Source organism: Novosphingobium marinum (assembly GCF_013408095.1).
Lineage (GTDB): Bacteria > Pseudomonadota > Alphaproteobacteria > Sphingomonadales > Sphingomonadaceae > Novosphingobium > Novosphingobium marinum.
The window spans coordinates 146,154-162,249 of record NZ_JACBZF010000003.1; the positions used below are offsets into that span (position 1 = coordinate 146,154).

At 63.2% G+C, this 16,096-nt stretch carries 11 protein-coding genes; 10 read left to right on the plus strand and 1 reads right to left on the minus strand.

Annotated elements, in window-relative coordinates; all coding sequences use genetic code 11:
- Positions 1-46 precede the first annotated feature (46 nt).
- The 4 genes from FHS75_RS10035 to FHS75_RS10050 all read left to right on the plus strand — a co-directional run bounded on the left by FHS75_RS10035 (position 47) and on the right by FHS75_RS10050 (position 3,044).
- Positions 47-1,399: a S41 family peptidase gene (locus FHS75_RS10035; RefSeq protein ID WP_179407594.1), complete on the plus strand. Its 1,353-nt coding sequence runs from the start codon at positions 47-49 to the stop codon at positions 1,397-1,399.
- Positions 1,400-1,409: 10 nt separating this feature from the next.
- Complete coding sequence (locus FHS75_RS10040) at positions 1,410-1,889, plus strand: disulfide bond formation protein B (RefSeq protein ID WP_179407595.1); 480 nt, start codon at positions 1,410-1,412, stop codon at positions 1,887-1,889.
- Positions 1,886-2,401: a demethoxyubiquinone hydroxylase family protein gene (locus FHS75_RS10045; protein WP_179407596.1), complete on the plus strand. Its 516-nt coding sequence runs from the start codon at positions 1,886-1,888 to the stop codon at positions 2,399-2,401. Before FHS75_RS10040 ends, FHS75_RS10045 begins: the two co-directional genes overlap by 4 nt.
- 88 nt (positions 2,402-2,489) lie before the next feature.
- On the plus strand, positions 2,490-3,044 hold the full coding sequence (locus FHS75_RS10050) for a hypothetical protein (RefSeq protein ID WP_218845220.1): 555 nt from the start codon (positions 2,490-2,492) through the stop codon (positions 3,042-3,044).
- 26 nt (positions 3,045-3,070) lie between these two features.
- Here the strand turns inward: FHS75_RS10050 and FHS75_RS17855 are convergent, their stop codons facing one another.
- Positions 3,071-3,967, minus strand: a complete 897-nt coding sequence (locus tag FHS75_RS17855; RefSeq protein ID WP_179407598.1) for a response regulator — start codon at positions 3,965-3,967, stop codon at positions 3,071-3,073.
- Positions 3,968-4,629: 662 nt separating this feature from the next.
- Between FHS75_RS17855 and FHS75_RS10060 the strand changes: the two genes are divergently transcribed.
- The 6 genes from FHS75_RS10060 (at position 4,630) to FHS75_RS10085 (ending at position 15,963) form a co-directional block, all read left to right on the plus strand.
- Positions 4,630-5,007 carry a MarR family winged helix-turn-helix transcriptional regulator gene (locus FHS75_RS10060; RefSeq protein ID WP_179407599.1) on the plus strand — a complete coding sequence of 126 codons (378 nt, stop codon included), beginning with the start codon at positions 4,630-4,632 and terminating at the stop codon, positions 5,005-5,007.
- A gap of 23 nt (positions 5,008-5,030) precedes the next feature.
- Entirely contained in the window at positions 5,031-6,686 is a 1,656-nt protein-coding gene (locus FHS75_RS10065; protein ID WP_179407600.1) for a TolC family protein, read from the plus strand.
- A 23-nt stretch (positions 6,687-6,709) separates the two neighbouring features.
- Complete coding sequence (locus FHS75_RS10070) at positions 6,710-8,821, plus strand: ATP-binding cassette domain-containing protein (RefSeq protein ID WP_179407601.1); 2,112 nt, start codon at positions 6,710-6,712, stop codon at positions 8,819-8,821.
- Positions 8,818-9,990, plus strand: a complete 1,173-nt coding sequence (locus FHS75_RS10075) for a beta-barrel domain-containing protein (protein ID WP_179407602.1) — start codon at positions 8,818-8,820, stop codon at positions 9,988-9,990. The genes FHS75_RS10070 and FHS75_RS10075 overlap by 4 nt, the downstream gene beginning before the upstream one ends.
- Positions 9,991-10,334: 344 nt before the next feature.
- Positions 10,335-12,260: a tandem-95 repeat protein gene (locus FHS75_RS10080; RefSeq protein ID WP_179407603.1), complete on the plus strand. Its 1,926-nt coding sequence runs from the start codon at positions 10,335-10,337 to the stop codon at positions 12,258-12,260.
- Between the two features lie 52 nt (positions 12,261-12,312).
- Positions 12,313-15,963 carry a hypothetical protein gene (locus FHS75_RS10085; protein ID WP_179407604.1) on the plus strand — a complete coding sequence of 1,217 codons (3,651 nt, stop codon included), beginning with the start codon at positions 12,313-12,315 and terminating at the stop codon, positions 15,961-15,963.
- The last annotated feature ends 133 nt before the right edge of the window (positions 15,964-16,096 follow it).

Genomic DNA, 16,096 nt, shown 5'->3' on the forward strand with positions numbered 1-16,096 from the left:
GCCGCGCTATACAATGCGCAATTCACGCAAGAGGCACCTTAGCCATATGAAGACCGGCTCGAAGAAGTTTGCATCCCTGACCCGCGCCGCGCTGCTTGTCAGCGCTGTGGCGCTGCTCCCGGCAACCACGGCCGGTCTTGCCGCGGTGGATGCGCGCTCGGGTCCGCAATTCGGAAAGCTCGTGGCCATCTACCAGATCGTCAAGGCAAGCTATGTCGACGATGTCGACGACGACAAGCTGCTCAAGGGCGCGATCAGCGGCATGCTGTCGAGCCTCGACCCGCATTCGTCCTATCTCGACGGACCGTCGCTGCAGCGGCTCGAGACGATGATCGACGGCAACTACCAGGGCCTCGGCCTCTCGGTCATCACCGAGGACGGCGCGGTCAAGATCATCTCGCCGTTCAAGGGCAGCCCTGCCGACAAGGCGGGCCTCAAGGCCGGTGATTACATCACCCACCTCGACGGCGTTCTTTACTACGACCGCGACCTCGACGAGGCGGTTGCCAAGATGCGCGGCAAGGCGGGCACTGACATCCGTCTCACGATCTTCCGCCCCGGCCGCGACGAGCCGTTCGACGTGACCGTCACGCGCGGCGTGATAGAGCTCGAGCCGGTGACGTGGGAGCTCGACGGCAAGGTCGGCATCATCTCGATCAACGAATTCTCGCGCGATGTCGGCGCGGACGTGAACCAGGCGGTCCGTTCGCTGCGCGAACAGGCGAAGGGCAGGCTCGACGGCCTGGTCCTCGATTTGCGCTCCAACCCCGGCGGCTCGCTTGACGAGGCGGTGGCCTTGTCCGACCTCTTCATTTCGAAGGGCGACATCGTGTCCCAGCGCGGCCGCGTCGCCAGCGAAAACGAGTTCTACCGCGCCGAAACGATGTATCGCGGCGACGTGGCGGAAGGCACTCCCATCGTCGTGCTGATCGACGCGGGCAGTGCATCTGCTTCCGAAATCGTCGCAGGCGCCCTTCAGGATCACAATCGCGCCGTCGTCATGGGCGAACGCAGCTTCGGCAAGGGGAGCGTCCAGTCGCTGATCGGGCTTGATCGCAACAGTGCGGTCAAGCTTACCACCGCGCGCTATTACACGCCGGCCGGCCATTCGGTGCAGGAAGGCGGCATCGAGCCCGATATCAAGGTGCCGCAGCTTTCCGATCCCGACGCTCGCCTGCGGGCGGAGCGCGCGCTGCGCGAATCGGACCTGCGCAATCACCTGATCAACGAGATCACTCTCGACGACAAGCAGCTCGAGACCGACAAGAAGGACGACCCGCGCTTCAAGCTGACCGCCGAGGAACTGAAGGCACAGGGGATCGAGGACTTCCAGTTGCACTACGCCGTGGACACCCTGCGCCGAGCCTCGGTTCCCGCGCTCGCCCACCGCAAGCCCTGAGGCAGCGCCGGTGGCGCTTCGCGAAGGTACCAGGATCGCGCGCGCGCTGGCGCTGACGGCTCCTGCACTCCTGCTCGCGGGAGCCTACGTCTCGCAGTACGTCTTCGGGCTCTATCCTTGCGAAATGTGCTGGTGGCAGCGCTGGCCCCACTTTGCGGCGATCGGCCTTGCAGCGCTCGCCTATCTGCGGCCGCCGGGGCGGACCTTCGTCTGGCTGGCGGCGGCGGCGATTGCGGTTTCCGGGCTGATCGGCGGTTTCCATGCAGGAGTCGAATATGGCTGGTGGGAAGGTCTCACCGCATGCGCGACCACCGCGAGCGCCGGTGGCGATCCGCTCGAGGCGATCCTCAACGCGCCGATCACGCGCTGCGACGTGGCGCCCTGGACACTCATGGGAATTTCGCTGGCGGGATGGAACTTCCTCTTTTCCTGTGCGTCGGCATTGGCGATAGCAATTCTGCTGGCCGGAAGCAGGAGGAGCCCCGAATGATCAAGGCGGACCGTGACAGGATGATGCGGGTCGATCAGGCCGGCGAATACGGGGCAACGCGCATCTACGCGGGCCAGCTCGCGGTGATGGGCAATCGCGCGCCGCATTCGGCCGAAATCGCGGCGATGGCGCAACAGGAAGCGGCGCATCGCGAGAAGTTCGATGCGCTGCTCGTTCGCCGCGGAGTGAGGCCCACGGCCTTGCAGCCGTTCTGGTCGGCTGCCGGCTATGCCCTCGGCGCGGCAACGGCGATCCTCGGTCCCGAAGCGGCCATGGCATGCACGGCGGCTGTGGAGGAAGAGATCGACCGCCATTACACATCCCAGCTGGACGAGATCGGAGACGACGATCCGGAGCTCTCGGGGCTGATCACCGAGTTCCGCGAGGATGAACGCGCCCACCGCGATGCCGCCATCGCCGCAGGCGCCGAGAAGGCACCCGCCTATCCGTTGCTCTCCGGCGCCATCCGCCTCGGATGCCGGCTTGCGATCAGGGCGAGCGAGCGCATCTGAGCGCCTTCAGCTATCATTAAGCGCCGGGAAGACCTATATGAGCGAAGGACTTAGTACCGTTTTACGCAAAGGATCGCCCGTGTCCCGCATGTTTCTCGCCGCTGTATCGACCCTCGCCGCCCTCGCAGTGGCAACACCGGCGCAGGCCCAGGGAACGGGCGAAAGCGTCAATCAGCTGATCATCTACGGCGACGATGCCTGCCCGCCATCGACGGCCGACCAGATCACGGTCTGCGCGCGCAAGGACGAATCGGAACGCTATCGCATACCCGAGGCGTTGCGACAGTCGGACGATCCGGCGAACGAATCGTGGACCAATCGCGTGATCGCGTACGAGACGGTCGGCGATACCGGCATCCAGAGCTGTTCGCCCACCGGGGCGGGCGGCTGGACGGGCTGCCTCGGCGAATTCATCGACAATGCCTATGCCGAACGCGATACCGATGCGAGCGTGCGCTTCAGCCAGCTGATCGAGGAAGAACGCGCGCGCCGCCTCGCCGCGATCGACGCCGAAGCCGAAGAGACGCAGTCAAGGGTCGAAGAGGCCGAGCGCGAGTATTTCGAACGGCAGCAGGCCGAAGCGCAGGCTGCATCGAACGACGAAACCGGCACGCCCGAAGAAGAATTGCCCTCTCCGGAATAGGCCTGGATCCGGCGTGGATTCGCCGCCTAGATCTTGTTGAGCATCGTGTGGACGGCACCCAGATAGTCGCGCATGTGCGCGGCTGTCGCATCGGTCAGCGCGATCAGGTCGCGTCGTCGATCCTTGGGATCGGTCCACCTGCGAAGAAGACCGGCTTCGGTCATCTGCCTTACCCAGCGCAAGGCCGTGCTCATCGGAACCGAGGCCGCGATGCATACGCTCGATACCGAGACCTGCTGCCCGTCGAGCCGGGCGCGGGTCAGGTCGAGCAGGATGTCCCAGGCGGGATCGGCGAATAGCTGGCTGGGAAAGAAGCGGCTGCGCAGGCTTCGCGACGCGATGATCGCGCGCAGGGTGGCGCTGACGTCCTTGTCCGAAATACGCTCGGCGGAAGAGGCCTCGACACTCCTGGTTTCCAGCATTTCCACGAGACGCGCCAGCTGCTGCCCGAAGCTCGACATGCTTCCCTCGCTCGCCGCTCGCCGCGCGGCAAGGTAGCGTAGCGCGCGGCGCAGCGCGTTCGAGTAGTTCTCGAAGCCGAAGGGTTTGCACAGGAGGTCGACCGCCTCGACATGAAGGCCGCGCATCGCAAGGTCTGCGGTAATCTTGTCCGCCAGCAGGATCGCCGCGATGCACCGGGACGCGCCGAGCCTTGTCCGCGCTTCCTCGATCAGGACGAAACCGTCCATCGAGGGCATGTCCATGTCCGCCAGCACGATCTGGATGTTCGGATCGGTGCAGATCCTGTCGAGCGCTTCCTTCGGGGACGTGGCGCCGAAATGCTTGTAGCCGAGCTCGTCCAGCATCCTTCCGCAATGCGAAACGCATGCATCGTCGTCATCGACGACCAGCACCGTCGGCGTAATCGACTCCTGCGGTTGTAGCAGCCCCTGTACCGGCGTTGCCAAAAGCTGGCTTGCCATACCCAGTCCTCCTTAAAGGCCTGGAGCCCTGTCACCCTGTGCATCGCCGGTTCGGTCCGGCTTGTTCGACGCAGGGTAGCAGTCCCCCATTGTCTCGATTTAGTGCCAAATTGGCCAAGGCCTCCCCGGCGAGCCGCTTTCGGCTTGGAGACGGATCCCGCTATAACGACCTGCTTCGAGATTGCCACCGTCTTGGCGCGTTTATCGCCAGTTTAGTGCAATACTACCGTCATTTTTGCAGCGACCGGGCAATTTTGTTGCATGATAGCAACGGAGGAGCGCCGAACGAGGGAACGCCTCTCACCAACCGCCATTCCGGCGGAGCCCCGGAAATATCTCTATAAGATATTGAAACCGTTAGCCTCCCTGATCTGCTCACAGATGGCCGGAGTTCACGTGGGGCAATAATCTGTCTCGAATTGCGCGGTTCGGGGCACCATGCATGCTGCGAGGCAACATCCATCGCAATCTAGCGACATCGCCGCCAAAAAGAGGATAATCCAATGTCCGACACCGTCATGCGGGGCTTGTGCAACACGGCCACGCGGCGTGCGGAAAAAGGGCTGGATTTCCTGCCACAATGGCACTAGTTGGCCGCGCATTCGAATTTCAGTGTGCTAATTACATGTTCGATTTGCAGGTAAATCTTGCAGTGGGGTTGGGTGACGAAACGTTCGAACAGCGATGCCGGCGCGGCTGGACAGGGCGCTACCGAGGGTGGCGCAGGGTCTGCGGGAAACCGCGGCCAGGCAGGTCGTGGCTGGCGCGATCTTATCGAGCTCGACGCCCGCCTTCATGAGCAGAAGAACATCCGGATCCTCACGCCCGAGGCGCGGGTTCTGCTCCACCTGAGATTGTCGGGACCGGTTCCGGTCACGACGGCGATGCAGGTTGCGGGAACCTCCTACCGGGGCTTCTACGCCGTGCTCGAGCGGCTCAAGCAGGCCGGTCTCGTGGCGACGGTGAAGGACGAAAAGGATCAGCGGGTTCGCCGGCTCAGCCTCGATCCGTCGGTTCCGATTCCCCCGGTCGATCGCTGAACATTATTTTGAGGATGTCGGACTTGTTCGAATTCGATTGCAACAAGACGGGTCGGGCCCGGACCGGGCGTCGCGGCTGGCTGCTGGCTTCGGCGGCGGGCGCGCTCGCCTGCGCGATTCCCGCGCAGGCCCAGATCATGGACGGCCAGACTCCTGCCGCATCCGACAATCTCGATGCCGGAGATATCGTGCCGCCCGACGGTGTCGGCACCGACCCGGTGCTCGACCGTACGCCGGCCGAGACCGTTCCGCAGCCTCCCGAATCGTCCACCGGCTCGGCGCTTGACGGAACCTTCCTCGAGGACCCGATCGTCGAACCGATGGAAGGCGGGGACGTGGAAGGCCCCGGTACGATCGATACCGAACCCGGTGCCACGATGGGCGGTGTCCTCGCCCCGCCCGCCGAGGAACCTCTTGTCGAGGGCCCGGTTGCCGACGTTGCCCTTTACGGCCCTCCAGCGCCCAAGGCGCGCGACGGCGCGCTTCCCGGGATCGGCTGGCCGCGGGCGCCCGCAGTCGTTCCGCCCGCACTCGACGAGGCGGTTAACCTGGTGACAGAGAACTACCCGTCGGCACTGTCGGCGCGCGCCGCGCTTCGTGCCGCCGCGTCGGACGTCAATGCTGCGAAGTGGCTCCGCTTCCCCAGCGTTCAGGGCAACCTCGCCTACCTCGACGACAGCGGTGCGCCCGAGCCGCAACTGGTGGTCGAGGCGCCGGTCTGGTCCGGCGGACGGATCGGCGCAAGCATAAGGCGCGCCAAGGCGTCGGAAGATGCGTCGTCAGCCAGCTACATGGAGACGATCCAGCAACTCGCACTGACCGTCTCGCAGACCTATTTCGAGATCGTCAGGCTGACCCAGACCGAGCAGTTGCTCGAGGACAGCCTGCGCGAGCACATGCGCCTCGTCGGCACGATGGAGCGCCGCGTGAGCCAGGAAATCAGCCCGCTGGCCGACCTCGAACTCGCCCGCTCGCGCGCGGCGCAGATCGAGCAGCAGTATACGACGACGGTGTCCCAGCGCGAAACGGCGTTGCGGATCATGGCCGAGCTGGTCGCCGATCCCGCCTACGACCTGGGACCGATCCCCTATTACAATCCCGAAATGGACATCGCGAACACCGATGTTCTCGAGGACCAGGCCGTCGCCTACGACCCGACGCTGCGCCGCCTTTCGGCCGAGGCCGACGTCGCCCGCGCCGAGCTCGATACGCGCAAGGCCTCGCTTTTCCCGCAGCTCAATGCGCAGTATTCCTACGACGACATCTTCGGGAGCCGCGTCGGCATGGTGCTCCGCGCGCAGACGACCGGCGGCCTGAGCCAGTTCTCGGAGGTCGAGAGTGCGCGGCTGCGGATCACCGCCGCGCTCGAATCGATACGGACGGCCGAACAGCAGTTGCGGCGCGATATCGCCGCCGACGTCATCCAGTTCGACGCGGCCAAGCGCCGTGCGGCGATTTCGACGAGCGCTTCGGAAACCGCGGCCAGGGTCAGCGCCAGCTACATGCGCCAGTTCATCGCGGGACGCCGGTCCTGGCTCGACGTGATGAACGCGCTTCGCGAAGCGGTCACGGCGCAGGTCGGCAAGGCCGAGGCGCAGGTTACCGCAATGTCCGCCGCGACCCGGCTGCAGCTGCGCAGCGGTCGCTGGCACCCGGTCTTCGACCGGACGGGCGAATGAATTATGCATAAGGGGCACTGAACGTGGCGAATGCAATCCTATCATCCATTGCCGACCTGGCCCGCCTGCGGCGGATCGACCTGCGTCCGGACTGGGCGAACGGCGCACAGGAACTCACGCGCGAGGACGAGGAGGCGATCTCCGAATACTGCAAGGCCATCGGCTGGACGGCGCCCGATCCCTATGCAGACGATCCCCGCGCGCACGAATTCCCGCTGCTCGTCTTCCATCCGGATCACGGCTGGGGCGTTGCCGAGAGGATCGAAAGCGACGACCGCATCTCGGTCGTCAAGAACGGCATCTCGACGACCTGGAACGACGCGAGCGAGGCCCGGCTTTACGACATCGTCATCCCGCTGCCCGCGGGACGCCAGGAATTCACCAAGGCTTTCGACGTCTTCCGCGAAGCGATCGGCCGCCGCAAGAACGCCTTGATTCTTGCCGGCATGGCTACCGTTGTGGTCAACGCCATCGCGCTCGTCACCGGCCTGTTCTCGATGCAGGTCTACGACCGCGTGGTCCCGCGCGGTGCGTTCTCCACCCTCTGGGTGCTCGCCATCGGTGCGGTCGTGGCGCTTTCGTTCGACTTCATCCTCAGGGTGATTCGCGCAAACCTGCTCGAGCGCGAGGCGGTCGATATCGACACCGAGGTGTCCGAGTTCTTCTTCTCGCGCGCGGCCGACGTCCGTCTCGACGCCCGCCCGCCGCAGGTCGGCACAATGGCCGCCCAGCTGCGCGGTCTCGAGCAGGTGCGCTCGACCATGTCGTCGAGCGTGCTGTTCGCCTTCGCCGACCTGCCTTTCGCGCTGATCTTCATCTTCGTGATCTACCAGCTCGGCGGCGTCATCGCGACGGTGCTCCTGGTTGCGTTCCCGCTTGCCCTGCTGATCGCGTTCGCGTTCGCCTACCTGATCAGGGACTACACCATGAAGTCCCAGGTCAGCGGCAACCGGAAGAACGGCCTGCTGGTCGAGGCGATGGACTCGAGCGAAACGGTCAAGGCGAATCGCGGGCACTGGTTCCTGCTTTCGCGCTGGAACGAGCTACTCGACGAACTCCACGCATCCGAATTGCCGGTCAAGCGCCTGCAGGCGATGGCTGGGTCGATCTTCGGCACGATGCAGCAACTCAGCTACATCACGCTCATTTCCTGGGGTGCGGTCGAGGTCTTCGAGAATCGCATCTCGATGGGCGCGCTTATCGCCTGCTCGATCATTGCGGGTCGCGTGAACGGTCCGCTGGTCGGCCAGCTTCCGAACCTTCTCGTGCAGATGAGCTATGCGCGCTCCTCGCTCAAGATGCTCGACGCGATCCTCGCCCTGCCGTCCGACAAGCCCGCCGACCTCGACCAGCTTAGGCCGAACCGGCTCGGGTCCGACATCACGTTCAAGGACATCACCTTCGTCTATCCGGGCGGTCGTTCGGGTATTTCCATCCCCAAGCTCGATATCGCATCGGGCGAGCGCATCGGCATCATCGGCGGCGTCGGTTCGGGCAAGTCGACCCTGCTCAAGGTCATGTCGGGCCTCTATGCGCCCGCCCAGGGGCAGATCCTGATGGACAAGCTCGACATGGCGCAGATCGCCGACGACATCCTGCGCGAGCACATCGGCTACCTCCCGCAGGACTACCGGCTGGTGAACGGCTCGCTGCGCGACAACCTCCTGCTCGGCCTCCCCGATCCGGGCGACGACCGGATCATGGAGGTCGCGGCCAAGACGGGGCTTTCGCGTCTCATCACCGCCCACCCGCGCGGCCTCGACCTGCCGATCGCCGAAGGTGGCCGCGGCCTGTCGGGCGGCCAGCGCACGCTTACCGGCCTGACGCGCCTGCTGCTTGCCAAGCCCAAGGTCCTGCTGCTCGACGAGCCGACATCGAACCTCGACGTCGACACAGAGGCGCTGGTCCTGCGCACGATCCACGAGAGCATCTCGCCCGATACGACGCTGATTCTCGTGACGCACAAGATGCAGCTCGTGAAGCTGGTCAAGCGCCTGATGCTGGTGACCAACGGTGAAATCGCGCTCGACGGCCCGACCGCCGAAGTGATGAAGCGAATCCAGAAACCGAAGGTCGAATCCAAGCCCCAATCCGGAAACGTGGTCAGCACGGCCACAATAGGAGCCAACGCGTGAAGATCTCCCCCCGATTCAAGAATCGCTGGCTAAACCAGTCCTCGATCCTGATCGTCGGCATCATCGCATTCCTCGGCCTCGCCGTGGGGTGGTCGTTCTGGGCCGAACTGGACCAGGTCAGCCGCGCGCCGGGCCAGGTGATCCCGACCGGCCGGATCCAGGTCATCCAGAGCACCGACGGCGGCCAGATCGAGCGCATCCTCGTCAGGGAAGGCGACCGCGTGAAGGAGGGCCAGCTGCTCGTCCGCCTCGAGGACGTGAAGCTGCGCGCTTCGGTCGGCGAGGCCCGCGGCAAGGTGGCCTCGCTCATGGGGTCGATGGCGCGCATCAACGCCGAGCTGTTCGACCGGCCGCTCGAGTTTCCTTCCGAGGTGCGCGACTTCCCCGAATTCGTCTCCAACCAGACGATGCTCTATAACAAGCGCCGCCAGGCCCTGAACGACCAGCTTACTTCGCTCCGCCAGATGCTGGGGCTGATGAAGCAGGAGCTCGACATGAACATGCCTCTGCTCGAGCAGGGCGACGTCAGCCGTGCCGATGTGCTGAGGCTCCAGCGAGGCGTGTCGGATATCCAGTCGCAGATCGTGAACGTCCGCAACAAGTACCTCCAGGACCTGCAGGCCGAATATACCAAGACCGAGGAAGACCTGGTCACGGCGCGCGAGATTCTCGCCCAGCGCACCGATGCGCTGGAGGACACGGAAATCCGTGCGCCGGTCGACGGGATCATCAAGGACATCAACCTGACGACGGTCGGCGGCGTGCTTCGTCCGAGCGACGAGGTGCTCAGCATCGTGCCGACAGGAGACGAGCTTATCGTCGAGGCAAAGATGTCGCCGAGCGATGTCGCCTACGTCCGCACCGGCCAGCCCGCGTCGGTCAAGTTCGATGCCTATGACGCTTCGATTTACGGCTCGGCGCTCGGTGAGGTGACTTATATCAGTCCCGATACGCTGACCGAGCAGACCCAGCAGGGCGAATCCGTCTATTACCGCGTCCATATCACGGTCGACACGAGTCCGATGAAACCCCACCTGCCTGGCGAGGTCATCGAGATTCAGCCCGGCATGACGTCCACCGCCGAAATCCAGACGGGTCGCAACACGGTGTGGCGCTACCTCACCAAACCCATCAACAAGACGATGAGCGAGGCGCTCACGGAACGTTGAGAAGCGGTCCGCCAGTCGCTGCCATGCGGCTGGCGGACCGGCGCTGACCCGCCGATTTCCATGGCCGTGCAGGCCCCCGCGATGCGGCGGCCATGGCGGTGCCTTTGCCGAAGCGTCCGCGCCTCTGCAAAATTCCTTGCCGCCCGGGTACGTTTCCTTAACATTCCCCTCCTACGTGCTGACCCTAAGTCCAAGGGACTCTGCGAGATTGTGAAGCTGCCGCGACATCGCCATATTGGCGGCGTTCTGGTTATAATAGCTTTGGCAAAGTCACGAAGGGCTTGTTAACGCACGGGATGCAGGGAGCAGATTTTCCCCTGCTAAATTCCATGTTGGGGGAATAAATGACCAAAACAGTCGTACCGGCGGCAGCGAAGGCCAAGGCTAAGCAGCTAGTTAGTAACGAAAAACTGACGAAGCAGGCGAAAGCCCAGGCTCCCGCCAAGGATGATGACGCAGAGCGCGTCTCGCACGAGCCGGATGAGGCTCAGGCGGTCCAGACCGAAGAGGCAAAGGCCGAACAGGCCTCTATGTCCGACACCTCCCTTGCGGGTGATTTCTCTTTTGCCGGCGCGCTTGCCGCCGCGGCCGAGAGCACGTCCGAGCTCACGATGGAAATCGGTGAAGCGCAGGACGAAGGCTACTCGGACTATGACGATGACGATGGCGGTGCCAACAGCACGATTCTGCTGATCGGTGCTGTCGCTCTCGTCGGTCTCGGCATTGCCGTCCTGGTTGGCGGCGACGACGATGACGAGGACATCTTCGTCAACGAGGATCCGGTGTTCGGTGCCGACACGTACACGATCACTGTCGACGAGGACGACGCCGACGGCGCTTCTGTCACCGTCGCGGCGACCGATCCGGACGGCAACGCGCTGACCTACTCGATTTCTTCCGATCCGGCCAACGGCACGGTCACCGTCGGCGATGGCGGCGTTCTTACCTACGTTCCCAACGCGGACTTTAGCGGGACTGACTCCTTCGAAGTTACCGTCAGCGACGGCAACGGCGGAACGGACACGGCGACCGTCAACGTCACCGTGAACCCCGTCAACGACGCTCCGGTTCTCGGCCCCGATGCGACGACCGAGATCACGGTCGCCGAAGACGGCCAGGCCGAACTGATCCTCGATGTTGTCGATCCCGATGGCGACGATGTCGAAATCGTCAGCATTACCGGTCCGACCAACGGCACGATCGTGTATGATGCGGCTACCGACACCGAGTTCTACGTTCCGAACCCGGACTTCAACGGCACCGACACCATCACGGTGGTCGTCACCGACGGCACCGAGCAGTCGACCTTCACGATTCCGATCACGGTCACCCCGGTGAACGACGATCCTGAATTCGCCGCTGAAGAAGTGACGATCAACACCGTTACCGGCGTCACCTTCTCGGGTACCGTCATGGCGACGGATGTCGACGGCGACGATCTCACCTATGAGCTCGGGACCGATGCGACCAACGGCGAAGTCGTGGTCAACGACGACGGCACCTACACCTACACGGCGAATGCCGGTTTCGTGGGCATGGACACCTACAGCGTCCTCGTCAGCGACGGCAACGGCGGCACCGACGAACTCACCGTGAACGTCAATGTTCTCGCCAACGAGAACAACGCTCCGGACTTCGGCGTCGACGAGGTCGACATCTCGGTCGAGGAAGGCGACGTGTTCGAAGGTACGCTTGCGGCGACCGACGAAGACGGCGACGATCTGACCTACGCGCTCGACACGCAGGCCACCAACGGCACGGCGGTTGTCAATGCCGACGGCACGTACACCTACACGCCGAACGCAGACTTCGTCGGTGAAGACAGCTATGTCGTTTCGGTGAGCGACGGCAACGGCGGCACCGACACGCTGACTGTCAACGTCACCGTTACCGAGATGGTGCTCGAAGAGACCGTTTCGGTCGACGTCGTCGGCGAAGGCCAGACTGCCGTCGATCTCGAGGAAGGCATCGACTTCAACGTCGAGAACGACGACCCGGTCGTGTTTACCGACGATGCCGACGAGAGTTCGCTCGTCAACATCATCGGCTTCGAAGATGGAGACATCATCGCGGTCACCGGCGCCACGTCGGGCGACTACAACTTCGGCACGGGTGATGGCGGCAACGACCTTGAAATCACCTTCACGTCGGGCTCGGGGGCAACCAACGAGATCGTCCTGGACGACTTCCTCGTCGGTAGTGACGCCATCATCTTCAACTACGACACGGCGGTCCAGGCCGTCGGGTACGACTTCATCACGTTCGCATAATTTCAGCGAAGAATCGGCAATTCGCTAGTTTGCCATTTCAGGGAGCAACAAAATGGCCCGTATATATCTAACTGCTGGTCAAGCCTTCGGCACCGTCGGGAACTTCGATCCCGACGCGCTGGTGGTGGGCACCAACTCGAACGAAACCGTCTACGTCGAGCAGGATGGCGTCGCCACCTTCGACAGCTCGTTCAACCGTGGTGGCGACACCATCAACATCGGCGGCATCGCGTCGCTCTACAGCGCTTACCGTTCGGGTTCGGACATCATCATCACCAACGATAACGGTGCGATGATTTCCATTCCGTTCGGTGCGGTCGGCACGACGATCAACTTCGCCGACGCAACCCGCATGCTCATGTTCGACGGCACCGACCTGCTGCTCGGCACGCAGGCGATTGGCACCACCGAAAGTGACGTTCTTGCCGGTTCGCAGGGCAATGGCGGCGGCGGCAGCGGCTCGAGCGAAATCGCTCTGACCGCGCAGCAGGACATTCTTACCGGCACCGCCGGCAATGACCTGTTCTTTGCCGACGTCGTCCAGGTCGATGGCCGTCAGGTGAACAGCCTCGGCACCGGCGACCGCCTCGAAGGCCTTTCGGGCACCGACACGCTCGATGCGCAGATCACCCGCGCCTCGACGCTCAACGGCGGCATCATGGAAGTCCAGCCGCGCACCAACAGCATCGAGATTCTCGAGCTTGAGGCGCTCAACGCCGATCTTCCGAACGGTGGCGTCGGTGCGGTTTCCGAGTACATGGACGAATACGACCGGATCCTTCTCGAAGAGATCTATCCGTTCGAGCGTCTGCAGAACAACACCGAAGTCTACTTCGATGCCAGCAACGTTCGCGGTCACGACGAAATCTGGTCGTACGACTCGAACGCCAACCTCACCGTCACCGATCTGACGACGATCCGGTCGAACGGTGGTCACGATGATGCCCGTAACACCTCGGACATCACCATCGGCATGGCCTACACCCGTGGTCAGGACACCCGTTGGGACGCTTCGGACTTCGATGTCTACTTCGACAACGACTTCCTGCTCACCGGCCAGACCTCGAACTCGCAGGCCTTCTACTTCCTGCTTGACCAGGACGCCGACCTCGTTGGCGGACCGCTGCTCGACAACATCAACGTCGACGGCATCCGCTTCACGGTCGACGGTGGTCCGATCATCGACCTGTTCGATCCCGCCGCTCAGCAGGCCGACACGCACGTCGGTTTCATCGCTGCGCTGCAGGACGAACTCGACGCGCTGATCGCGGCGGGCGTTGTCCCGGCCGACACCACGCTGACCATCGATCCGTCCATCACGGACTTCACCTTCCTCGATGACGGTTCGCGTTCGTCCGACATCCCGGCGATCGTGCTTTCGACCAGCACCGACGCGGTCTTCACGCCGGTCGGCTTCTCGCAGGCCGAAGACGCCATCGGCGAATACAACGTCTACGGTCGCTTCACCAACGAAGCCGAAACCGTCGATCTCCCGCTCAGCGTGAACATCGCGCTCGAGAAGGTCGGCAGCGGCGGCGAGGGTGGTCACCTGATCGTTGGCGCGATGGACAAGTACGAGCAGGGCATCGACCAGTTCAACGTCACCGTCTATGGCGACGACAGCCGGCCGAGCTGGCTCGAGTTCCTCGACTCGACCGGTGGTGAGCTCGACACGATCTTCATCGACTCCGACAACGAAGGCTTCCCGGAAGACACCTGGGCCAGCCTGTTCATTGGCGGCAGCAACGACAACATGGACCTCATCGATGCGAGCGGTTTCTTCGGCGACCTCACGCTCGGTGCCTACTGGTGGATCGAAGACCTCGCGACGCTGAATGCCACCGGCGGCGGCGACGTGACGTTCTACGGCTACCTGGAAGATGGCGGTGCGTACCTGTACCAGACCGGTTCGGGCGACGACTTCATCTGGATCGAGTCCAACGACGACGCTCTGCAGTGGGCCACCAGCAGCCTGCTCATCACGACCGACGGCGGCGACGACTACGTGATCTTCGAAGGTGATGACTGGGAAGGCAACGAGCTTGCCAACCACATCATCCTCCAGAACACCGACATCGAAACCGGCGACGGCGACGATATCGTGGAAACCTTCTACAACGGCGACCACCGTATCGAGACCGGCTCGGGCGACGATTGCGTATATTCGGGCCAGGAAGGCGCGGGTGCGATCTGGGTCTTCAACGTCGATCGTGCTGCTTACGAGAACGACACCGACAACCTCGACGAGCTGCCGGGCGTTCCCGAAGAGTATTCGCTCATCGGCGGTGGCCAGGTTCGCGTGACCTTCTCGGGTCCGGGCACCAACACCGAAGGCAACGGCGGCGCCATCATGGAGTACTACGGTGCCGACGGTGAAGCTTCTGCCTTCATCAACGGTTTCGAGGCCGTGGCGACCATCGATCCGGAGGACTACACGTACTTCGGCACGCAGGTCGACATCAACAACGCCATCATCGATGCGATCCGCAACGACGATCAGCTCAGCAAGCTGCTCACCGTCCGGGTCGGCCCGAACAACACCCTGATCATCGAGTCGACGATCGAGGGTAACTTCAGCGTCGAGGACCTCGACATCGAGATCATTCGTCCGACGTTCTCCGGCACGACGGTTCCTGCGGGCCTCCGCAGCGAAGCGATCGAGTTGGGCTTCACCGACTCCTCGGTGGGCACGGGGCTGACTGCCGGTCGTCCGACCGATCCCGACCTTTACGGCATGGATCTGGACAACGACTTCTACAGCGGCATCGACAACAACGACGACGATCTCGACTCGTTCGACAACCTCTGGACCGATGGTTCGATCGGCAACTACCAGACCGACAGCATCCACAATCTCGGCACCGGGATGGACCTGCTGGTTCTGGACACCGTGTACAACGACGAATCGAGCACGTTCCCGAACGGGTACGACACGCTCGACGGTCGCTACTACGATGCCCAGAGCAACGAGACGGTGGTCATCACCGGGGCGTTCGGCACCAACACCGTGGTGAACTTTCAGACCGCGGGTGACGGCGATTACCTCGACTTCACCGACGACGATCCGCTGGACATTCCGGCCAACGGGTTCGACTTCCTCGATTTCACCGCCATCCTTACGAGCATGGAATCGAGCAGCGGTTCTTCGGCTTCGCGGACGTTCATTCCTGTCACCCTCGAGGACGACAGCATGGGCACCACGATCAACCTGGACCCGGATGTCGAGATCGACGCTAACGAACTCGTGATCATCGACTTCGACAACACGCCGGATACGGCCGAAACCTTCGGTGGCCTCAGCGCCAGTATCCTGCAGTCGATCATCAACAACACTGACGGCACGGTCGAATACGGTTCGCTCGACGGCACCGAGATCAACGTCAATGCGTCGTACAACAACGGCACGCTGGCAACCGATCCGGATCAGCTGGTCAGCGGCACCGGCAAGGCCATCATCATGGTCCAGACCGCCGACGACCTCGGCGTCTACAAGGTGTTCGAAGTCACCTGGAACGGCCTCGACGACGCAACGTCGAACGCCGCTTCGGTCTCTCTCCTGGGCACCTTCGACTTCGGTACGTCGCTCGAAGGCATCGACGAGATCAACCTCGTCGGCTCGGAAGAATACGGCGTGTGGAGCCCCTCGGTTCCGAACGACGCATTCGAAGACATGAGTGCAAGTGCGATGGCCACTTTCGGCTAACGTCCACGCAAACCGGAAAGGGGCCTCGCCGGCAACGGCGGGGCCCTTTTTCTATGTATGGAAGGGGATGAGAGGCCCGAAAGGATCCCGGCCGAGGGCCGGGCTGCCCAACTTCTCCGCGATATCCGCAAGG